Source organism: Corynebacterium lizhenjunii (assembly GCF_011038655.2).
Taxonomy (GTDB): Bacteria; Actinomycetota; Actinomycetes; order Mycobacteriales; family Mycobacteriaceae; genus Corynebacterium; species Corynebacterium lizhenjunii.
Window position 1 is genome coordinate 1,318,398 of the sequence record NZ_CP064954.1, and the last position, 20,684, is coordinate 1,339,081.

At 61.4% G+C, this 20,684-nt stretch carries 19 protein-coding genes; 5 read left to right on the forward strand and 14 right to left on the reverse strand.

Annotation, left to right across the window (positions count from 1 at the left end; translation table 11 throughout):
• The first annotated feature begins 200 nt into the window (after nt 1–200).
• From tkt to pgl, 5 genes are all read left to right on the forward strand, one after another.
• Complete coding sequence (gene tkt, locus G7Y31_RS06110; protein ID WP_196823536.1) at nt 201–2,288, forward strand: transketolase; 2,088 nt, start codon at nt 201–203, stop codon at nt 2,286–2,288.
• A 12-nt stretch (nt 2,289–2,300) separates the two neighbouring features.
• On the forward strand, nt 2,301–3,386 hold the full coding sequence (gene tal, locus G7Y31_RS06115) for a transaldolase (protein ID WP_165008154.1): 1,086 nt from the start codon (nt 2,301–2,303) through the stop codon (nt 3,384–3,386).
• Nucleotides 3,387–3,548: 162 nt separating this feature from the next.
• A complete protein-coding gene (zwf, locus tag G7Y31_RS06120) occupies nt 3,549–5,000 on the forward strand; it encodes a glucose-6-phosphate dehydrogenase (protein WP_413227974.1) in 1,452 nt (483 codons plus the stop codon).
• A gap of 30 nt (nt 5,001–5,030) precedes the next feature.
• The gene (locus G7Y31_RS06125; protein ID WP_165008158.1) at nt 5,031–5,987 is read left to right on the forward strand and encodes a glucose-6-phosphate dehydrogenase assembly protein OpcA; all 957 of its coding nucleotides are present in this window, start codon (nt 5,031–5,033) and stop codon (nt 5,985–5,987) included.
• 16 nt (nt 5,988–6,003) lie between these two features.
• Nucleotides 6,004–6,765, forward strand: a complete 762-nt coding sequence (gene pgl, locus G7Y31_RS06130; RefSeq protein ID WP_165008160.1) for a 6-phosphogluconolactonase — start codon at nt 6,004–6,006, stop codon at nt 6,763–6,765.
• 98 nt (nt 6,766–6,863) lie between these two features.
• On the opposite strand, the gene secG is transcribed toward pgl, so the two are convergent.
• From secG to rpe, 14 genes are all read right to left on the reverse strand, one after another.
• On the reverse strand, nt 6,864–7,100 hold the full coding sequence (gene secG / locus G7Y31_RS06135; RefSeq protein WP_165008162.1) for a preprotein translocase subunit SecG: 237 nt from the start codon (nt 7,098–7,100) through the stop codon (nt 6,864–6,866).
• Between the two features lie 86 nt (nt 7,101–7,186).
• Complete coding sequence (tpiA, locus tag G7Y31_RS06140; protein WP_165008164.1) at nt 7,187–7,960, reverse strand: triose-phosphate isomerase; 774 nt, start codon at nt 7,958–7,960, stop codon at nt 7,187–7,189.
• A 53-nt stretch (nt 7,961–8,013) separates the two neighbouring features.
• Nucleotides 8,014–9,231: a phosphoglycerate kinase gene (locus G7Y31_RS06145; RefSeq protein WP_165008166.1), complete on the reverse strand. Its 1,218-nt coding sequence runs from the start codon at nt 9,229–9,231 to the stop codon at nt 8,014–8,016.
• Between the two features lie 140 nt (nt 9,232–9,371).
• Nucleotides 9,372–10,379, reverse strand: coding sequence for a type I glyceraldehyde-3-phosphate dehydrogenase (gene gap / locus G7Y31_RS06150; protein ID WP_165008168.1), 1,008 nt, complete (start codon nt 10,377–10,379; stop codon nt 9,372–9,374).
• A gap of 346 nt (nt 10,380–10,725) precedes the next feature.
• Nucleotides 10,726–11,715: a DNA-binding protein WhiA gene (gene whiA / locus G7Y31_RS06155; RefSeq protein ID WP_244977351.1), complete on the reverse strand. Its 990-nt coding sequence runs from the start codon at nt 11,713–11,715 to the stop codon at nt 10,726–10,728.
• 97 nt (nt 11,716–11,812) lie between these two features.
• Complete coding sequence (locus G7Y31_RS06160; RefSeq protein ID WP_425321636.1) at nt 11,813–12,862, reverse strand: gluconeogenesis factor YvcK family protein; 1,050 nt, start codon at nt 12,860–12,862, stop codon at nt 11,813–11,815.
• A gap of 39 nt (nt 12,863–12,901) precedes the next feature.
• A complete protein-coding gene (rapZ, locus tag G7Y31_RS06165; protein ID WP_165008177.1) occupies nt 12,902–13,774 on the reverse strand; it encodes an RNase adapter RapZ in 873 nt (290 codons plus the stop codon).
• A gap of 63 nt (nt 13,775–13,837) precedes the next feature.
• On the reverse strand, nt 13,838–15,901 hold the full coding sequence (uvrC, locus tag G7Y31_RS06170; protein WP_165008179.1) for an excinuclease ABC subunit UvrC: 2,064 nt from the start codon (nt 15,899–15,901) through the stop codon (nt 13,838–13,840).
• 9 nt (nt 15,902–15,910) lie between these two features.
• Entirely contained in the window at nt 15,911–16,444 is a 534-nt protein-coding gene (locus tag G7Y31_RS06175) for a PH domain-containing protein (RefSeq protein WP_165008181.1), read from the reverse strand.
• Nucleotides 16,445–16,479: 35 nt separating this feature from the next.
• A complete protein-coding gene (gene ribH / locus G7Y31_RS06180; RefSeq protein WP_165008183.1) occupies nt 16,480–16,953 on the reverse strand; it encodes a 6,7-dimethyl-8-ribityllumazine synthase in 474 nt (157 codons plus the stop codon).
• A gap of 27 nt (nt 16,954–16,980) precedes the next feature.
• The gene (locus G7Y31_RS06185) at nt 16,981–18,270 is read right to left on the reverse strand and encodes a bifunctional 3,4-dihydroxy-2-butanone-4-phosphate synthase/GTP cyclohydrolase II (RefSeq protein WP_165008185.1); all 1,290 of its coding nucleotides are present in this window, start codon (nt 18,268–18,270) and stop codon (nt 16,981–16,983) included.
• 11 nt (nt 18,271–18,281) lie between these two features.
• Nucleotides 18,282–18,902, reverse strand: coding sequence for a riboflavin synthase (locus tag G7Y31_RS06190; protein WP_165008186.1), 621 nt, complete (start codon nt 18,900–18,902; stop codon nt 18,282–18,284).
• A 72-nt stretch (nt 18,903–18,974) separates the two neighbouring features.
• A complete protein-coding gene (ribD, locus tag G7Y31_RS06195; protein WP_165008188.1) occupies nt 18,975–19,994 on the reverse strand; it encodes a bifunctional diaminohydroxyphosphoribosylaminopyrimidine deaminase/5-amino-6-(5-phosphoribosylamino)uracil reductase RibD in 1,020 nt (339 codons plus the stop codon).
• Nucleotides 19,995–20,008: 14 nt separating this feature from the next.
• Entirely contained in the window at nt 20,009–20,683 is a 675-nt protein-coding gene (rpe, locus tag G7Y31_RS06200) for a ribulose-phosphate 3-epimerase (protein WP_165008190.1), read from the reverse strand.
• Nucleotide 20,684: the final 1 nt, after the last annotated feature.

Sequence of the window (20,684 nt, forward strand, 5' to 3'; positions counted from 1 at the left end):
GCCACGCGCCCGCGACCGCGCCCTAGTGCTCGCACACGGCAGTGGTCGCCCCTTAGACTACCGGCTAGGCCTTGGCTATCCCCAATTGCCCACCGGCAAGCGTCTAGACTGTAGGGGTCAGTTGTACCGACCAACCTAGATGCAGAGTGAGGCTTAAGACGCATATGTCGAATTCCACGTTGCCCGCACACCTTCAAGCGATGACTACTCCTCGCTATCCCTCCGACTGGACCGATCTGGATACGCAGGCCGTGGACACGGTTCGCATCCTGGCTGCCGATGCCGTTCAGAATTGCGGGTCCGGCCACCCCGGCACCGCAATGTCGCTTGCCCCCCTGGCTTATACCCTCTACCAGCGCGTGCTGCGCCACGATCCGCACGATGTCACCTGGGCTGGGCGCGATCGCTTCGTATTGTCCGTGGGGCATTCTTCTTTGACTCAGTACATCCAGCTCTTCCTGGGCGGGTTTGGCCTGGAGATGGAAGACCTCAAGGCGTTGCGCACGTGGGGTTCTCTGACCCCCGGCCATCCTGAGGTTAACCACACCAAGGGAGTAGAGATAACCACCGGTCCTTTGGGCCAGGGTTTGGCTTCTTCGGTGGGCATGGCTATGGCTGCGCGCAAGGAGCGCGGCTTGTTCGACCCGCAGGCACCGGCCGGACAGTCTCCCTTCGATCACTTCATCTACGTCATTGCCTCCGATGGTGATCTGCAAGAGGGCGTAACCGCAGAAGCTAGCTCGCTGGCCGGTACCCAGAAGCTGGGCAACCTGATTGTGTTCTGGGACGATAACCGCATCTCCATCGAGGACGACACCAACATTGCCTTCAACGAGGACGTGGTGGCGCGCTATGAGGCTTATGGTTGGCACGTGCAGACGGTGGACTCCGGCGAGGACGTCGCCGCCATCGAGGCCGCCGTGGCCGCGGCACAAGCTGAAACCGAGCGCCCCTCCTTCATCCGCGTCCAAACTGTTATCGGCTACCCGGCGCCGAACAAGATGAATACCGGTGGCGTCCACGGCGCTGCGCTGGGTGAGGACGAGGTGGCCGCAACCAAGGAGGTTCTGGGCTTTGACCCACAGCAGTCCTTCTACATCAGCGAGGAGGTCTTGGAGCACACCCGCCGCCTTCGCGAGCGCGGCGCCCAGGCCCATGCCCATTGGCAAGAGCAGTTCGATGAGTGGGCGCAAGCCAATCCCGAGGCGAAGGAACTCTTCGACCGGATCGCCGCCCGCCAGTTGCCGGAAGGATTTGCCGCTGAGTTGCCGTCCTGGGAGGCTGGCGAGTCGGTGGCCACCCGCAAGGCTTCTGAGGCCGCCATTCAGGCCCTGGCCGCCACCGTGCCGGAGCTGTGGGGTGGATCGGCGGATCTGGCTGGCTCTAATAACACAGTTATCAAGGGCGCGCAGTCCTTCGGCCCGGAAGAAATTACCACGGATACCTGGACGGCCACCCCCTATGGCCGCAACCTGCACTTCGGTATCCGGGAGCATGCGATGTCTGCCATCATGAATGGCATCGCCCTGCACGGCAATACCCGCGTCTACGGCGGTACGTTCCTCATCTTCTCCGAGTACCAGTACCCAGCTGTGCGTTTGGGCGCGTTGATGTCCACGGATACCTACTATGTGTGGACCCACGACTCCATTGGTCTGGGCGAGGATGGCCCTACCCACCAGCCAGTAGAGACGTTGGCTGCTCTGCGCGCGATCCCCAACCTCTCCGTGGTGCGCCCGGCGGATGCTAATGAGACCGCGCAGGCTTGGGCCGCCGTTTTGGAGTATAAGGCCGCCCCGAAGGGTCTGGCGCTGACCCGGCAGAATCTGCCCGTGTTGGAGGGCACCGAAAGCAAGGCCGCCGAGGGTGTGCGCCGGGGTGCCTACGTGCTGGTACAGGAGTCTGGCGATACCCCCGAGGTCATCCTGCTGGCCACCGGTTCTGAGGTGCAGTTGGCGGTGGGTGCCGCCAAGGAGTTGGAGGCCGCAGGGGTTTCCACCCGCGTGGTCTCCGCCCCGTGCTTGGAATGGTTCGAGAAGCAAGATGCCGTCTACCGCGAGTCAGTGCTGCCATCGGAGGTACGTGCTCGCGTGTCTGTGGAAGCCGCGCTGGCTATGCCGTGGCACAAGTACACGGGCAGCTTTGGCCGCAACGTCTCCTTGGAGCACTTCGGTGCCTCGGCTCCGGCGGAGGAGCTTTTTGAAAAGTTCGGCTTCACCGTCTCCGCCGTGGTCGAAGCCGCACGCGAGTCCCTCGCTGACGTCGAAGCCGCCTTCGGTGCGCGCTAGAAAGGCAGAGCAATGAGCAATTACATTGATACCCTGGCCACGCTGGGCACCTCCACGTGGTTGGATGATCTCTCCCGGGATCGCCTCGATTCTGGCAACTTGGCCCACGTCATTGAGCGCAAGTCCATCGTGGGCGTGACCACCAATCCCGCCATCTTTGCCGCGGCGATGTCGCAGGGCACGGCCTATGACGCGGACATCGCCAAGCTCAAGGCGCAAGGAACCGCTGCGGACGAGGCCGTGTATGCCCTGGCCATTGCCGATGTACAGTCAGCCTGCGATCTTTTCTTGCCCATCTTTGAGCGCTCCGGCGGTGCCGACGGCCGGGTGTCCATCGAGGTTGACCCCCGCATTTCTGACGATGCCGCCGCCACCATCGCCCAGGCCCGCCAGCTGTGGGCAGCCGTTGATCGCCCCAATGCAATGATCAAGATCCCCGCCACGGCAGGCTCCCTGCCTGCCATCGTGGACGCGCTGGCCGAAGGCATCAGCGTCAATGTCACCCTGATTTTCTCTGTGGAGCGCTACCGCCAGGTCATCGAAGCCTTCATCGAGGGCATCAGGCGCGCCGCAGCCGCTGGGGTGGACGTGAGCACCATTCATTCGGTGGCGTCCTTCTTCGTCTCCCGCGTGGACACTGAGGTAGATAAGCGGCTCGAGGCCATCGGCACGCCGGAGGCCCTGGAGCTGCGCGGCTACGCTGGCGTGACCAATGCACAATTGGCCTACGCTGCTTTCCAGGAGGAGCTGCTGGCCGTGGAATTGCCGGAGGGAGCGAATATCCAGCGCCCCCTGTGGGCCTCCACCGGTGTAAAGAACCCGGACTACCCGGACACCCTGTATGTCTCCGAGCTGGCCGGCCCACGCACCGTCAATACTATGCCAGAGGCAACCATCGACGCGGTGCTCTCCCAGGGCAATCTCCACGGCGATACCCTCAGTGGCTCTGCGGACTCCGCCCGCGATACCTGGCAGCGCCTGGAAGCAGTAGGCATTGATTCTGCTGATGTTTTTGCCGTGCTGGAGCGCGAGGGCGTGGAGAAGTTCGTCGACGCATGGAATGAACTGTTGGAGTCCATGTCAGCCCGCCTAGCTTAGGCAAGTTCCGCCCCCTACACCGTCAGGCACTACACTGGCGGTGTTATCTTTTCTAGCTCGTGAGAAAGGACTTCCTTGCCCGTGAATTCTGCCCACACGTGGGTCAATCCCCTGCGGGATGCCACTGATATTCGACTCCCGCGGATTGCCGGTCCCTCGGGCATGGTTATCTTCGGCGTGACGGGCGACTTGGCCTACAAAAAACTGCTGCCCGCCATTTATGATCTGGCCAACCGCGGCCTCCTCCCGGCCGGGTTTACCCTGGTGGGCTTTGGTCGGCGCGAGTGGGACAAGCAACAGTTCGGGGACTACGTCAAGCAGGCTGTGCGCGACGGCGCCCGCACCAAGTTCGATCACAACGTGTGGACGCACCTGGCGGAAGGCATCGAGTTTGTCACCGGCAACTTTGACGACTCTGGCTTTGACACCCTGGCTGCGCGTCTGGCTGAGCTAGACGCAGCTCGCGGCACCGGCAGCAACTGGGCGTACTACCTGTCTGTACCACCGGACTACTTCGCCACCATCTGCCACCAGATGCAGCGAGTAGGTATGTCTCATAGCGCAGAGAATTCCTGGCGCCGGGTGATCATTGAAAAGCCCTTTGGGCACGACCAGGAGTCTGCGCGTGAGCTCAATGAGATAGTCAATGCCGTATTCCCAGAGTCTGCGGTCTTTCGCATTGACCACTACCTGGGCAAGGAAACCGTCCAAAACATTTTGGCGCTGCGCTTTGCCAACCAGATCTTCGAGCCGATGTGGAACGCCAACTACATCGACCACGTACAGATCACCATGGCTGAAGACATTGGCCTTGGTGGGCGCGCGGGCTACTACGACGGCATAGGCGCCGCCCGGGACGTGATCCAAAACCACTTGCTCCAGCTCCTGGCCCTGGTGGCTATGGAGGAGCCTTCTTCCTTCGACCCGGCAGCACTGCAGGCAGAAAAGATTAAGGTGCTCCAGTCCACCAAGCCGGCCTATCCGCTCAACAAGTCCACGGCCCGCGGGCAGTATTCGGCAGGCTGGCAAGGCAGCGAATACGTCAAGGGCTTACGGGAAGAAGATGGCTTTGACCCGGAATCCACCACGGAGACCTACGCGGCATGTACTCTGCTGGTCAACTCCCGTCGCTGGGCCGGCGTGCCGTTTTATCTACGCACCGGCAAGCGCCTGGGCCGGCGGGTTACCGAGATTGCACTGGTGTTCAAGCACGCCCCGTATCAGCCTTTTGATGACGGCCAATTGGAATCCCTGGGTCAGAATGCGGTGGTCATTCGCGTTCAGCCGGACGAGGGAGTCACCATGCGCTTTGGCTCCAAAGTGCCCGGCTCCACCATGGAGGTCCGCGATGTCAACATGGACTTCGCCTACGCGGAGGCCTTCACGGAAGAATCCCCGGAGGCCTACGAGCGGCTGATCCTCGATGCCTTATTGGACGAGTCCTCCCTGTTTCCCACCAACGCGGAGGTGGAATTATCCTGGGCCATCTTGGATCCCATCATCGAATACTGGGCCGGGGCTGGACAGCCGGAAGAATATCCGGCCGGCACCTGGGGCCCAACGAGCGCGGATAAGATGCTGCGCCGCCGTGGCCATTCGTGGCGCCGCCCCTAAATACCTACGTTTGCAAGGACTCACGCTGTCATGATTATCCCTTTGCCTGCCACGAGCACGGGCACTATAGCCAAGAAGCTGGTTGAGGCCCAGGAGCACTACACGCTGACCACGGGCCGGGTGCTCACGCTCATTGTCGTCGTGGAAGGACACCAGGACTCCGCTGCTGCGGGCACCATTGATCCGATTGTCGATGCCGTGCGCGACGCCTCCCATGAGCACCCCTCCCGCGTATTGGTGGTGGTCTCCGGGGACCGCACCGCCCCGACTGCCCTGGATGCTGAGCTGCGCGTGGGCGGAGAAGCCGGCGCCTCTGAGATTGTGATCATGCACCTCCATGGTGCACTGGCGGACCAAGCCAAGGCGGTAGTTACTCCGCTACTGCTTCCCGATACCCCAATTGTCGCGTGGTGGCCCACCCACTTCCCGGAGGCGCCATCCCGTCACCCGGTGGGCGCTTTGGCGCAGCGGAGAATTACCAACATCAGCGCCCTCGATGCGTCTGCAGAGACGTCCTACATGCGCCTGCAGCAACTCTCCCGCGGCTATGCCCCCGGTGACAGTGACATGACCTGGGCGTCGCTGACCTTGTGGCGCGGCATCGTGGCCTCAGCGCTAGACCGCGCACCCTATGAGCCAGTGGAGGCAGTAGAAATTACCGGACCAGCTGGGCACCCGGCAGTGGAAATGGCAGCAGCGTGGCTCACTGACAGGCTCGCAGTATCGGTGCGCCGCTGCCCCTCCGCTACCCAGGAGGGGACCTTCCCCATCCACAAGCTCACCTTCTTCCGAGCTACGTCCAACATCACAGTGGAGGTCACGGAAGAGCACGCAGTGCGCATTAGCGTTCCCGGGACCCCGGATTCGCTAGTGGCTCTCAACATTCGGCCCACGGCCGAGGTCCTGTCTGAGGAACTGCGCTATCTGCACGCAGACAAGACCTACGCACAGGCCCTCCGTGCCCTTAACAGGGTCTCCTACGCTTAAGGCATAATAGGCAATCATGGTACAGGTTCAGCGCGTTAGCGATATGGCAGAGCTCGTCACTCAGGCGGCCCTGAAGTTCATTGATACCGTAGCGGCTGCCCAAGCCCCTGGCGGCGGCGTTCACGGCGACGGCGTAGCCCGAGTGGTCCTAACGGGTGGCGGTGCAGGAATAGGCCTGTTGCGCCAGTTGGCGCAGTTCGATGCCGCAGCTCGCGCGCACAGCGAGGATTATCCCGTGCTGGCGGTGGACTGGTCCCGCGTTCACGTCTTCTTCGGCGACGAGCGCAATGTCCCCACCACTGATCCGGACTCCAATGAGGGCCAAGCCCGCGCCGCGCTGCTAGACCACGTCGACATTCCGGAACAGCACATCCACGGCTTTGATCTGGGTGCTATCGCCATGGACGCGGCAGCCGATGCCTACGCCGGCGAGCTGGAGGAGTTCGCGCCCCAAGGCTTCGACTTGCACTTGCTGGGCATGGGCGGTGAAGGTCACATTAACTCGCTCTTCCCGCATACCGATGCCGTTCGCGAGACCACCCGCCTGGTGGTCCCCGTCCATGACTCCCCCAAGCCTCCCGCTGAGCGCGTCACGCTCACCCTACCGGCAGTAAATTCGGCAGCCCAGGTCTGGCTTCTGGTCGCGGGTGCAGAAAAAGCTGCCGCAGCCGCCCAGGTTGTCGCCGGAGCCGATCCCGAGTTCTGGCCTGCCGCTGGCGTCCAAGGCACCGTGGGCACCGTGCTCTTCCTTGCCGACGATGCCGCCGCGGAACTCTAGCACCCCCACCCCGCACCCCTGGTGCCAGTTTCCGCGCAAAAGTGCACAGAGCAAAGCCCCGGAGGATAGGCTCCGGGGCAAGTGCGCGGCCGGGCGAGTTAAGCGCTGAAGGCCTGGATGAGGTTGAGGCCAACGATGCAGCCCAACCACACAATAACCATCACGATGGTCACGCGGTCCAGGTTCTTTTCCACGACGGTAGAACCCGACAGGTTAGACTGCACGCCGCCACCGAACAAGCTAGACAGGCCACCGCCCTTGCCCTTGTGCAGCAGAATGAACACGGTCATCAAAACCGCGGAAAGCACCAAAATAATCTGCAGTGCCAGAGTCATAAATTAATCCTTAAAGGAACGAGGTTTATCTAAGCCAGCTTCCTACACTACAGCATGCCGGGTTTCCCGGCATGAAGGCAGCGCAGTTATTGAGCAGCTGCGGCCACCAGCTTGGCAAACTCTTCACCATTGAGCGAAGCTCCGCCCACCAGTCCGCCGTCCACGTCAGGCTTTTCCAGCAGCTCAGCGACAGAATCCGTCTTCACGGAACCCCCGTAGAGGATGCGGATGCTGTCAGCTACGGCAGCATCGGCAAGCTGTGCCACCAACTCCCGCACTGCGGCGCAGACTTCCTGGGCATCATCAGCTGAAGCTACCTTGCCGGTGCCAATGGCCCACACCGGCTCATAGGCAATAACGGTACGCGCCAGATCAGCCGCACTAAGCCCAGCCAAGGAATTGCGGGTTTGATTGAGCACATAGTCGACGTGAGTCCCGGCCTCGCGAACATCCAGGGGCTCGCCCACACACACAATCGGGGTGATGTCATTCTTGAGGGCTGCCGCGGCCTTGCGGGCCACCAGCTCGTCAGTCTCCCCGTGATACTGGCGGCGCTCAGAATGGCCCACCACAGCCCAGCTGACCCCAAGTTTGGCCAGCATGGGGCCAGAAATCTCCCCGGTGTAGGCTCCGGACTCATACTGGGATATGTCCTGGGAGCCATAGGTGACCTGGAGCTTGTCACCGTCTACCAGCGTCTGCACGGAACGCAGATCTGTAAAGGGCACCATGAAGGCCACATCAACCTTCTCGTAATAATCCTTGGGTAAGGCGAAGGTGAACTTCTGCACCTGGGAAATCGCCTGCAGATGGTCCAAGTTCATCTTCCAGTTCCCGGCAATGAGCGGGGTACGCGACATGAAAATTTCCTCTCGTCTGTGTTACGGGTGGGGTGATGGCAAACGATACCGACCTAGGCCTGCAGTACCTCTACGCCCGGCAAGGTCTTGCCTTCCAGGTACTCCAGGGAGGCGCCGCCGCCGGTGGAGATGTGGCTAAAGCCATCCTCATCCAAGCCCAACACGCGCACGGATGCTGCGGAATCTCCGCCGCCGACCACGGTAAAGGAGCCGTTGTGCGCCGTGGCGTCGATGATCGCCTGGGCAACGCCAGCAGTACCCTGGGCGAAGGCCTCCATCTCAAACACACCCATGGGACCGTTCCAGAACACGGTCTTCGACTGCGCGATTACCTCAGCAAAGCGCTTAACGGACTCCGGTCCGATGTCGAGAGACATCCAACCCTCCGGAATGCCGTCGAGGGCAACTACTTTGTGCTCTGCGTCTGCGGCAAACTCCGTAGCAGCCACCAAGTCCACGGGCAGCTCGAGCTTGTCGCCGAAGCGCTCCAGCAGGCCCTTACAGGCCTCAATCTGGTCTTCTTGTAGCAGGGAGTTCTGCACATTGTAGCCCTGGGCTGCCAGCAGCGTGTAGCACATGCCGCCGCCGATGATGACTTTGTCAGCCTTCTGCGCCAGGGCCTCGATCACGCCGAGCTTGTCGGAGACCTTAGCGCCGCCGAGGACCACCACGTAGGGGTGCTGCGGCTCCTGCGCGACCGTGGCGAGGGTTTCTACTTCCTTTTGGACCAGGGTGCCTGCGTAGGCGGGCAAGCGCTTAGCCACATCGTAGACGCTGGCTTGCGCGCGGTGGACCACGCCGAAGCCATCGGAGACGAAGGCGCCATCATCGGCTGCCAGCGCTGCCAGTTCATCGGCAAAAGCTCCCCGCTCGGCCTCGTCCTTGGAGGTCTCACGGGCATCGAAACGGACGTTTTCCAACAGGAGCACATCGCCGTCGTTGAGGCCATTGGCGCGCTCATGAGCGTCCTCCCCGCTAACATCACCAGCCAAGGCAACATATTGTCCCAGCGCCTCCGATAGAGCCTCCGCCACCGGCGCCAAGGAGTACTTCGGATTCACCTCGCCCTTTGGGCGTCCCAGGTGGGCCGCCAGGATCACCTTGGCTCCACCATCGACCAAAGCCCGAATGGTAGGCAAGGACGCCGTAATGCGGCCGGGGTCAGTGATATTACCCTCATCATCTAGCGGAACGTTGAAATCCGAGCGCACCAGAATGTGGCGGGACTCTACGCCCTGCGCGAGCAAATCATCAAGAGTCTTAAAGGACATGTGGAAGTTCTCCTTTGGGTAGTGGCGAGTGTTGTTGTGAACGCGAGCTAACATACAACCCCTATAAGAATACCGGCCCACGCCAGCCCGGGGTGGGCTTAAGAGGCGAGAGGCCGGTAGGTGTTCATCACGCAGGGCGCTTAGAGCTTGGAGGCAACCAGCTCAGTGGTGCGCAGCAACTGGCAGGTGTAGCCCCATTCGTTGTCGTACCAGCCCAAAACCTTGACCAGATTGCCGTTGGAGACCTTGGTCATTCCAGCATCGAAGATGCAGCCGTGGGAGTCCGTGATGATGTCGGTGGAGACAATCGGATCCTCGGTGTAGGCCAGGGTCTCGCCGAACTCGCCGGTGGCAGCTTCCTTGATGGCAGCGTTGATTTCTTCCACCGTGACTTCACGGGAAGCCTCAAAGGTCAAGTCCGTGGCGGAGCCGGTGATGGTGGGAACACGCATAGCGTAGCCGTCGAGCTTGCCTTCCAGCTCCGGAAGGACCAAAGACACGGCCTTAGCAGCACCGGTAGAGGTGGGAACCATGTTCACTGCGGCGGCGCGGGCGCGGCGCGGATCCCGGTGCGGGGCGTCCTGCAGGCGCTGGTCACCGGTGTAGGCGTGGATGGTAGTCATCAAGCCCTTCTCAATGCCGAACTTCTCATTAAGCACCTTGGCCATCGGAGCCAGGCAATTGGTGGTGCAGGAAGCGGCGGAGATCACGTTGTGCGCTGCGGCGTCATAAGTATCGGAGTTGACGCCGTAGACAAAGGTCGCATCAACATTCTTGCCCGGTGCAGAGATGATGACCTTCTTAGCGCCGGCCTCGATGTGGGCCTTAGCGGCTTCGCCATCAGTAAAGAAGCCGGTGGACTCGATAACGATGTCCACATTCTTGCCAGCCCAATCCAGGTTGGCGGGTTCGCGCTCTGCGGAAGCCAGGATCTTCTTGCCGCCTACCGTGATGGACTCATCATCGTAGCTGACCTCCTCGCCCAGCTTGCCCAGCACGGAGTCGTACTTAAGCAGGTTGGCCAGGGTTGCGTTATCGGTGAGGTCGTTGATGGCCACGACCTCAATGTTCTTGCCATCCTGCAGAACTGCGCGGAAGAAGTTGCGGCCGATACGGCCGAAGCCGTTGATACCTACGCGGATAGTCACTGAAATGTCTCCTCACAATGTAGACGAACGTTGTTAGACGGAAGATGTCTGGTTTGACGTCTCAACATCCTTGATTCTACCGCCCGATCGGAACCCTCGCAGGGAAAAATGCCCGTTCCCAACCTTAATCCGGTAAGAGTCGGGAATTTCCTATGCAATTCACCACAGAACTTGCCGTAAAACCTGCAATATCTGCAGGCCACAGCCCTTTAGCCGGATATGCCCGATTATGCCCGGATGCGATGCGACAATTATCACTGCCCCGTCATGCCCCACACGGGGTATCAGGGAGTATAACTGCACGGCGATGCGAACCGGTGGTCACCGATGAGAACACCGGCGAATGTTACTGCGCATCCTCCGGGTTGGTCGTAGCGTATTCCAAGGTATTAGGAATCTTGAGCTCTTCTGCCCGCTTATCCGCCATGGACAAAAGACGGCGGATACGGCCTGCCACCGCATCCTTAGTCATGGGCGGATCCGCGTGACGGCCCAACTCCTCTAGCGAAGCCTCCCGGTACTTCACCCGCAAAAAGCCAGCGTCTGCCAAGTGTTCTGGGACGTCGTCACCCAAAATCTCCATGGCCCGCGCAACGCGGTTAGCGGCTTGCTCTGCTGCCCGTGCAGAGCGCCGCTGGTTGGCATCATCAAAATTCTCCAGCCGCGACTGGGAGGAATCATGCGCCTCACTACGCAAACGCTTCTTCTCCCACTCCAGCCGGGTCCGGTGCGCGCCCATGCGGGTCAGCAGCGCGCCGATGGCGTCCCCATCGCGAATAACCACCCGGTCAGCACCGCGAGTCTCTTTGGTCTTAGCCACCACGCCAAGGCGCCGCGCGCAGCCCACCAAAGCTAAAGCAGCCTCCTGGCACGGGCACAGGATTTCCAGAGAAGAAGAGCGTCCCGGCTCCGTCAGGATGCCTTGGGCCAGAAAAGCTCCTCGCCACGCGGCTTCGGCGTCAGCAACCGAACCAGAAACCACCTGTGGGGGCAGCCCGATAACCGCGTGCCCCGAGCGGGTAATAAGCCCCAGCCGCCGCGCCACATCGCGCGCCTGCGGCACCTGCAAGAGAACCCGCGGCTTTTTCGCCGCCGAACCCGGGCCCGCAACGTGGCCATTAATACGTACCCCATAGAGTTCATCAAGGTGATCTGACAGACGCTTAGCCACCGCCGGGGTGTCCACCTCCGCCTCCAAAGCTGGTTCTTCGCCATCAAGGCGCAGCTCCCCTGCAAAGCGCAAAATGGCTGCGGCCTCAGCCGCGCGGGCACTTTGGCGCGTCACGGTCACCGCAGTCAGCTCTTGTTTGACTTTATCGGTCAGGGATACTGTCACTGACTGGGACCTTTCTCTTCGGGGACGCTCAAGAATAAAGTACGTTCGCCTAGTCTAGCGTGCCGGAGCCAGGACTCCGACAACTTTGCTTCCAGGACTACGCCGGGCCCGCATAGAGCTGCGCAAACGCTGCGGCCAGCTTATGCGGATCATGCACGCTGGCCCCCAGCTGTCCAGAGCTGCTTTCAGCGACATCCATAAAGACGGCCTGAGCACCTAGACTGCTGGAAGCACGCTGAATAACCTCGCGCTCGCGGGGAGAAAAATTAGAGCCAGTATCGACAACAATGTAGTCCACACGCAGCTGCGGGGCGTGCTGGACTAGCACCTGAATGTGCCGCTCCGCGGAAAACCCCCGGGTCTCCCCCAACTCTGGCGTCAGGTTGAGAACCACCACGCGCAGTGCCTGCGAGGCATTAATAGCCTGCACAATATCCGGTACCAGCACGTGCGGAATTACCGAAGTAAACCAGGAACCTGGGCCAAGCGTAATCAGCTCAGCCCCCAGTAGCGCCTCTACCGCAGCACGGTGGGCCGGTGGTTCAGGCTCTGCAGTATTACCGGTGAAGATCCGCACGCTTTCCACCTGGCCCGGCGTCGTAGCCACTGCGACCTGCCCCCGCACCGACCGCAGTGCCGCCGGATCCTCATCCAGGCCACGCACCTGGGCCTCAATGTCCAAAGGCTGATTAACCACCGGAACCACCCGGCCAGCAGACGAAGTCAAGCGTGCCACCGCATCCAGTGCAGACTGCATATCGCCCAGTACTTCTGTCAGCCCCGCAATCAGTAGATTTCCTACCGCATGCCCGGCCAAGGCGCCACTTCCCCCGAAGCGATGCTGCAGCGTATGGGCCCACTGGGCGCACTCACCGTCACGCCCCGCCAAAGCTGCCAGTGCCATCCGTAAATCCCCCGGAGGAATGATGTCGAGTTCTTTGCGTAGCCGGCCTGAAGATCCGCCATCATCAGCCACGGTCACAATGGCACAGATGTCCTCCACTTCGAGCTCCCGGGCAGCCAAAAGAGTCTGGTACAGTCCATGCCCACCGCCCAAGCAGGCCATGCGACCCACACGGGCCGCGCCACCGCCAGGCGAGGGTGAGGTGGCGGGGGTATCGGCAAGCTGCGGAAAAAAGTCAGTCACGGTGTCACACACTCCTTAGGCTAGGCACTTAGCGGGGAGCTAGCCACGCTCGATATCGCGGTGAAGAACATTGACGTCGACCCTATTGCGCTCCCGCAACCGGCGCGCAATCTCCTCCGTAATTGCCACCGAACGGTGGTGCCCGCCCGTGCAGCCAATAGCAATGGTGATGAAGTTCTTGCCCTCATGCCGGTAGCCGTCCAACATGGAATCCAACAAGCCCTCGAAGCGAGAGACAAACTGCTGGGCGGCAGGTTGGCGCAGCACAAAGTCACTCACAGGCTCATCTGTACCTCGCAAGCCACTAAGTTCCGGCTCCCAATAGGGATTAGGCAAAAAGCGCACATCCATAACCAAGTCAGCATCCCGCGGCGAACCATGCTTAAAACCGAACGACTCCAGCGTCACGTGCTGGCGCTCAGAACCCATATGCCCGAACGCAGCCTCCACCGCGCGTCGCAGATCATGCACAGACAAATTAGTGGTGTCAATGATGATGTCCGCGCGAGAGCGCATAGCCGCTAAGGTCTCGCGCTCCCGGCCAATACCATGCTTGAGGCTATCGGCCTCTTGCAGCGGATGGGTGCGGCGCACAGAGTCGAAGCGGCGAATAAGGACTTCATCCCTGGCATCCATGAACAGCACCGTGGGGCGCATGTCCCTCTCATCAAGGGCGGCCACGGTCTCGCGTAGCGAACCCGGAAAAACGCGGCTGCGCACGTCCACCACCACCGCTACCTTGGTCACCGGGGAGTCCTCCCTCGCGCACAGCTCCAACAGTTCTAGCACCAAGACCGAGGGAATGTTGTGGGCCACATAATAGCCTTTATCCTCTAAAATCTTCGCCGCGGTGCTCAGACCACTGCCAGACATGCCAGTGATCAACACCGGCGGGGTATCAAACTGCGTCATAGGCTTCCATGATACCGGAGAAGCTACCCAAAGCCCCTAGATGTCACACACGCCTCAACGCCCCTAGCTGCCAGATTTCTGCAGGTGGTCCACCACTGCCTGGGCCAGCTTGGGGCCAAAGCCATCCACCTGCGCGATATCTTCCACCGTGGCCTGCTTGAGCTTTTTCAAGGAGCCAAAATGCTTCACCAACTCCGTGCGGCGCTTGTCCCCCAAGCCCGGGACAGCGTCCAAAGCCGAAGCCCGCATGCGCTTAGACCGCTGCGAACGGTGATAACTAATAGCAAAGCGGTGGGCCTCATCACGGATCTGCTGCAACAAGAACAGCGCCTGAGAATTACGCGGCAAAATCACCGGCTCATCATCGCCCGGGACCCAAATTTCTTCCAAGCGCTTGGCCAAACCTACGAGCGTGACATCCACAATTCCTAACTCATCAAAGACCGCCTGCGCCGCCGCCACCTGTGGGGCACCGCCATCCACAATGAACAGCTGCGGCGGGTAGGCAAAGCGCCGGGCGGCCTGCGCAGACTCTTCCACCACCCGCTCCTCTACGAAAGAGGCTTCCTCTACCGACTCATCAGGATTCGCGAGCTTGTCCTCCACATGCCGCTTGAAGCGCCGCCGCGTGACCTCTGCAATCGAGCCCACGTCATCCGAGTGCCCATCGCCCGCAGCTTCCTTGATCCGATAACGCCGGTAATCTGCCTTACGCGGCAGACCGTCTTCAAAGACCACCAAGGAGGCCACCACGTCCGTGCCCTGGATGTGGGAGATGTCCGTACACTCAATGCGCAACGGAGCGGTTTCCATGCCGAGTGCGTCCTGAATATCCTGCAAAGCCGCCGAACGCGCAGTCAGGTCCCCTACTCTCTTGAGCTTGTGTTGACGCAACTGGTCCTTAGCGTTGCGGTACACCGTATCCATCAACGCCCGCTTATCGCCGCGCTGCGGCACCCGCAGCTCCACCTGGCTGCCCCGCAAAGAGCCCAGAAGTTCCGCCACCACTGCAGACTCCGTGGGCAGCACCGGCACCAAAATCTCCCGCGGGATCACCCGCTCCTGGCGTGCCGGGGCGAAGGACTCCTGGTCCACCCCACGGCGCTGGGCCAGGGAAACATCCTCCGCATCTTCCTGGCTCTGGCGCTGGGCCGCATCCGCATAGAACTGCACCAGGAAATTCTCCAGCAGTCCTGCCAAGGCCGGGTCATCCGGGGAGGGTTCGGTAGAGGGGGCATCAGCAAACTCGCCCACACGCTCCACCACCCAGCCACGCTGGCCCCGAATGCGGCCGTCGCGAACATGGAAGACCTGCACCGCAGCCTCCAACTCATCGGCCGCGACGGCAATCAAGTCGGCATCAGTACCCGCTGGCAGCACCACTGACTGCTGCTCCATAATTTTGTCAATCGCACCCAAGTCATCGCGCAGGCGGGCAGCGCGCTCAAACTCCAAATTCTCTGCTGCCTGGGCCATCTGGGCTTTAAGCTGCGAGACAACCGGCGCAGTGTTTCCGTTCATGAAGGAAACCAGACTGTCCACAGTCTCGCGGTGCTGCTGCGGACTCACCCGGCCAACGCAGGGCGCATCACACTTGCCTATGTAGCCCAACAGGCACGGTCTGCCTAGCGTCTGGTGCCGGTTATAGACCCCCTTTGCACAGGTGCGCATGGGAAAGACCCTGGTCAACAAGTCAAGAGTCTCCCGCACTGCCCACGCATGCGCGAAGGGGCCAAAATAGCGCACACCCTTACGGCGCGGGCCCCGGTAGAAGAACGCCCGCGGCACCTGCTCGCCCACCGAAACCGCCAGCATGGGATAGGTCTTATCATCCCGGTACATGACGTTGAAACGCGGATCAAAGCGCTTAATCCACGTGTATTCCAGCTGCAGGGCCTCCACCTCGCTAGCCACCACGGTCCACTCCACGCTGGCTGCGGTAAAGACCATGCGCCGGGTGCGCGGGTGCAATTGGGAGACATCCTGGAAATAATTGGACAGCCGGGCGCGCAAGTTCTTGGCCTTACCCACATAAATAACCCGGCCACTGTCATCCCGGAACTTATACACACCCGGGTCAGTAGGAATGGTGCCGGGTGCCGGGCGATATGTCGATGGATCAGCCATAAACGCGTGTTAATCCTGCGGCATATACCGCGCCTCTAGCGCGCGGAAAGCTCGCACATCCTCAATAACCGTAGCCTTATCCCCTGCCTGCAGTGCCCACACCGGCACATATTCAAAATCTGGTAGCTCAATGCGCGCCATGCGGGAGCCCTCCGGGAAGGACAAGCCGTAAATCACAGTCCACGGGTAGAAGCGGGTGCCAATGATATTGCGCACCTCCACGCCGTCGGCATTAGCCCGCAAGCGCGGGCGATTAAACGCAATCCACGCCAAAATGGAAATCAGCACCCCCACGCCGGGGAAGGCCCACTTATCAATCGCGGTAACCGTCGCCCCCGTAAACTCAATGTCAAGCGTGACACCCATAAAGATGTGGATGGGCATAACAATGGCCACGCACACCAACGCGACCTTGCGCAGGTACTTCGACGTCACCTCCAGCTCCCAGGGAAGCGTGGACGTCATTGCGAAGGGGTCTGCACTGGTGTAAGCCAGCACCTCGGCATCACTTAATTGGCGGCCTACTGGGCTTTTCTCAGACATGCGCTAACTTTCCTCTAGCCTCTATTTAGCCTCTTTTACGCAGACAGTCTACGCAGCGTCACTGCGGTGTCCAAAGCCGCAATCATCGCCTCTGCGCCCTTGTCTTCTACGGAGTCCGCAAACCCCGCACGTTCCCGGGCCTGCTGCTCCTCGTTGACCGTGAGAACCCCATTAGCCACCGGAGTGGACTCATCCAGCGCAACACGGCCAAGCCCCTGGGTCACAGAGTCACACACGTACTCAAAGTGTGGAGTCCCGCCGCGGATGACACAGCCCAGGGCCACGACGGCATCATGCGTCCGCGCAGCCGCCTGAACCACCACGGGAAGCTCAAGGGCACCGACCACGCGGAACTCCTCCACCGCTACCCCGTGGGCCCGGGCCGTAGCCACCGCGCGGGCATGGAGTTGATCACAGATCTCCGCATTCCAGGTGGCGGTAACCACGGCCACCCGCAGGCCCTCTGCGCCCGCTACCTGCGCAATCTGGGGCAAGCCTTCTTTACTCATTACTGTGTGCTCCTTCGTTGGAATTGCTCACTGGCCAGGAACCGGGCCGGCCTGGCCCCGTGCTGCGTTACGGGCATCCCACTGCGCAACCTGCGGCAGGTCATGGCCCATGCGATCGCGCTTGGTACGCAGGTACGCAATGTTTTCTGCGTGTGCCTCCACCGCCAACGGCACCCGGCCCGACACGGATATCCCATAGTTTTCTAGTTGCGCCACCTTGGCAGGGTTATTGCTCAGCAACTGCACCGACTGCACGCCCAAGTCGCGCAAGATGGCCGCCGCCGCATAATAGCTGCGGGCATCTTGCGGCAGGCCCTGCTCAATGTTGGCATCGACTGTATCGCGGCCCTGGTCCTGCAGGTTGTAGGCGTGCAGTTTATTCAGCAACCCAATGCCGCGGCCCTCCTGTCCGCGCAGGTATACCACCACACCCTGGCCGTGATTCGCGATATGCTCTAGCGCGGAGTCAAGCTGGTCGCCGCAGTCGCAGCGCCGCGAGCCAAGAACGTCTCCCGTCAAGCACTCAGAGTGCACCCGCACCGGAACCTCGCTAGCTCCCCGCAGGGCGTCCAGGTCACCGGCCACGATGGCGATGTGCTCTACTCCTGCCGCCCCATCGCGGTAGCCGACTGCGCTAAAGTCACCGAAGCGGGTGGGCAAGCGCGCAGCTACAGCACGCTCCACCGGGGCCTCATGGGTGCGGCGCCACTCTATGAGTTGCTCGATGGAGATCATGGTCAACCCGTGGGCGTCTGCAAAGCGCCGCAGTTCTGGCCCCCGTGCCATGTCCGTGGGGTCCTCCTCGCTGACAATTTCACACAGCACCCCTGCCGGTCGCAGACCTGCCAAGCGGGCCAAGTCTACCGATGCCTCCGTGTGCCCATCGCGCTCCAGCACCCCACCCGGGCGTGCCGCCAGGGGTACCACGTGACCGGGTCGAGTAAAGTCCCCCGGAGTAGCCTCCGGGTGCGCCAATCGCCGAATGGTCTGGCTCCGCGAGGTAGCAGAAATACCCGTGGTTCCATTGGCCAAATCCACCGTCACCGCATAGGCGGTGCCGCGAACGTCTTGGTTATTCGCCGTCATGGGCGGCAACGCCAGGCGATCACAATCCTGTGGAAGCAAAGGTGCACAAATATAGCCAGAGGAATATCGAACCATGAAAGCCACCAGTTCCGGGGTGGCCAATTCGGCGGCAAAAATCAGATCGCCTTCATTCTCCCGGTCCTCATTATCAACTACCACTATGGCCTTACCTGCAGCAATATCAGCAATGGCTTGCTCTACGGAGTCGAGCTGCACGGTCTGTTCACTCATAAAGAACTACCTTAGCCGCCAAGGTGCTGCCTGATGCCGTCAGGGTCACCGCCAAGCATCTTCTCCACATACTTTGCAAGTACGTCTACCTCCAGGTTGACTGTGGCCCCCACAGCCAGCTGCCCCAAGGTGGTTGCCGCCAGCGTAGACGGGATGAGCGAGACCTCAAACCAGTCCTCTCCCAAACCGGATACCGTGAGCGAAGTCCCGGATACCGCGATGGATCCTTTCTCCACCACATAGCGGTGCAACTGCCGCGGCAGCTCAAAGCGCAACACGTCCCAGTGTTGCGACGGGGTACGCGACAGTAATGCAGCCGTGGCATCCACATGGCCTTGCACCATGTGTCCCCCCAGCCGCGTGGTGGGCAGCAGCGCGCGCTCCAGGTTCACCGGGTCTCCCGCCTGGAGTCCACCCAGCGCTGAGCGGCGCAGGGACTCTTGCATCACGTCGGCGACAAAGACATCCCCCTCCCGGCTTGCCACAGTCAGGCAAACACCATCCACAGCGATGGAATCTCCCAGTGCAGCATCCTGCACCACCTTCGGTCCGCGAATGGACAGGCGCACGGCATCACCCTGGGGCTCAAGGTCTACCACCTGGCCCACTTCTTCTACTAGTCCGGTAAACACTAACTCAACCCTTCTTTCTCTACCTTCAACTTCTCAACCCCTGTTCGGCTTCCGTACAAACCCGAAAGACTCCTAACCCTCCGGCGCAAGCGCACTCAATTCCACCATGATGTCGGGGCCCAGCTCGCGCAGGGCACGGCGCTGGAACCGGGCGGCATCGGCAAGACTGGGCCCTACCGCTGTGGCACTCACGGAACGTCCTTGCCCCAACACCAGCGGGGCAATGTAGACGTGCAGGTAGTCCACCAAACCAGCCTGCAATAGCGAGCCAGCCAGGCCCGGCCCACCTTCGACCAGGACATCACGCGCCCCGCTTTCCCACAGCTGGACCAGGGCCTGCTGCGGGGTGGCGTATTGCTCAAAGCCCGCCTGTTGCAAATGTGCAGCGGCAGCACCCATCTGTTCCACCGGACGCGAGCCCACCACCACGCGGCGCGGCTGCTGCGGCAACAAGGAGCCATCGGGCCGGCGCGCACTCAGACGGGGATTATCAGCCAGCACGGTGCCGGTGCCCACCATCAAGGCATCACGGCCCTGCCTGTCCAGGTGGGCGTGCTCACGCGACTGTGGGCTGGTGATCCACTGGCTGGTTCCGTCGAGCGCGGCACTAAATCCATCCAGGGTCTGCGCCACCTTGAGAGTGACACAGGGCCGCTGCAGCTTCGTGGCCCGCAGCCAAGGATCCAAGGCGTCTTTGCCGGTACCCGCAGGAATCTGGCGCACCTCCACACCTGCTTGGGCCAGGATCCGTGCACCGCCTGCCGCCACCGGATTGGGGTCCGCATGCACATAGAGTACCCGCGCAATTCCCGCGCGCAGTAAAGCCAGCGTGCAGGCCCCGGTCCGGCCCACGTGGGCGCACGGCTCCAACGTCACCACTGCAGTACCGCCGCGGGCTGCCGCCCCGGCCTCCTGCAACGCCATTACTTCGGCATGGGCCCCGCCTACCGGCTGGGTGGCCCCGCGGCCAACCAGCCTATCTGCGCGGTCCAAAATCACCGCACCCACCGGCGGGTTAGGGCTGGTGCTTCCCTTGACTGCCAGCCCGGCGGCCATAGCCAAGTCCCGGGCCTGTTCTACACTAACTGCCATAAAAAGCTGACTGCTTAGACGGTAGCCAAGCGGCGCAGTTCCTCCACCGCAGCCGCCTTCGCGGCAGGTTCTGAGTGCTTAAACACCGCAGAGCCCGCCACAAAGGCATCGCAGCCGGCCTCAGCGGCTACCCGAATGGTTTCCGCAGAAATCCCGCCATCAATTTCAATAACGGTGTGCAATCCTCGCCGGTCGATCTCCGCGCGCAGGGTCCGGACCTTCTCCACCATCTCCGGCATGAACTTCTGCCCGCCAAACCCCGGCTCCACGCTCATCACCAACGCAAGGTCACATTCCTCTAGCAGGTCAAGCCACTGCTCCACCGGGGTAGCCGGCTTGATAGAAAAACCTGCACGCACTCCCAATGCCCGAATGTCGCGGGCCAGTTGGATCGCGCCAGCTACCGAGTCCACTGCCTCCACATGGAAGATAATGCAATCCGCGCCCGCCTTGGCATAGGCCTCAATCCAACGCCCCGGGTTCTCTATCATCAAATGCACATCCAACACCTGGTCAGTCACCTCATCGACGGCGCGAGTTATGTCCGGGCCAAAGGACAGGTTGGGGACGAAGTGACCGTCCATGATGTCTACGTGGATCCAGTCCGCATTAGCCACTGCTTTGACCTCTTCTCCCAGGCGGGTGAATTCTGCGGCCAGAATGGAGGGAGCAATAATCGGATTAGCCATG

What these genes read in the sequence shown, in the direction of transcription:
- tkt (WP_196823536.1), top strand. Translation starts at nt 201, where the DNA reads ATGACTACTCCTCGCTATCCCTCCGACTGGACCGATCTGGATACGCAG.
- tal (WP_165008154.1), top strand. Translation starts at nt 2,301, where the DNA reads ATGAGCAATTACATTGATACCCTGGCCACGCTGGGCACCTCCACGTGG.
- zwf (WP_413227974.1), top strand. Translation starts at nt 3,549, where the DNA reads ATGGTTATCTTCGGCGTGACGGGCGACTTGGCCTACAAAAAACTGCTG.
- G7Y31_RS06125 (WP_165008158.1), top strand. Translation starts at nt 5,031, where the DNA reads ATGATTATCCCTTTGCCTGCCACGAGCACGGGCACTATAGCCAAGAAG.
- pgl (WP_165008160.1), top strand. Translation starts at nt 6,004, where the DNA reads ATGGTACAGGTTCAGCGCGTTAGCGATATGGCAGAGCTCGTCACTCAG.
- secG (WP_165008162.1), bottom strand. Translation starts at nt 7,100, where the DNA reads ATGACTCTGGCACTGCAGATTATTTTGGTGCTTTCCGCGGTTTTGATG.
- tpiA (WP_165008164.1), bottom strand. Translation starts at nt 7,960, where the DNA reads ATGTCGCGTACCCCGCTCATTGCCGGGAACTGGAAGATGAACTTGGAC.
- G7Y31_RS06145 (WP_165008166.1), bottom strand. Translation starts at nt 9,231, where the DNA reads ATGTCCTTTAAGACTCTTGATGATTTGCTCGCGCAGGGCGTAGAGTCC.
- rapZ (WP_165008177.1), bottom strand. Translation starts at nt 13,774, where the DNA reads ATGACGCAGTTTGATACCCCGCCGGTGTTGATCACTGGCATGTCTGGC.
- uvrC (WP_165008179.1), bottom strand. Translation starts at nt 15,901, where the DNA reads ATGGCTGATCCATCGACATATCGCCCGGCACCCGGCACCATTCCTACT.
- G7Y31_RS06175 (WP_165008181.1), bottom strand. Translation starts at nt 16,444, where the DNA reads ATGTCTGAGAAAAGCCCAGTAGGCCGCCAATTAAGTGATGCCGAGGTG.
- ribH (WP_165008183.1), bottom strand. Translation starts at nt 16,953, where the DNA reads ATGAGTAAAGAAGGCTTGCCCCAGATTGCGCAGGTAGCGGGCGCAGAG.
- G7Y31_RS06185 (WP_165008185.1), bottom strand. Translation starts at nt 18,270, where the DNA reads ATGAGTGAACAGACCGTGCAGCTCGACTCCGTAGAGCAAGCCATTGCT.
- ribD (WP_165008188.1), bottom strand. Translation starts at nt 19,994, where the DNA reads ATGGCAGTTAGTGTAGAACAGGCCCGGGACTTGGCTATGGCCGCCGGG.
- rpe (WP_165008190.1), bottom strand. Translation starts at nt 20,683, where the DNA reads ATGGCTAATCCGATTATTGCTCCCTCCATTCTGGCCGCAGAATTCACC.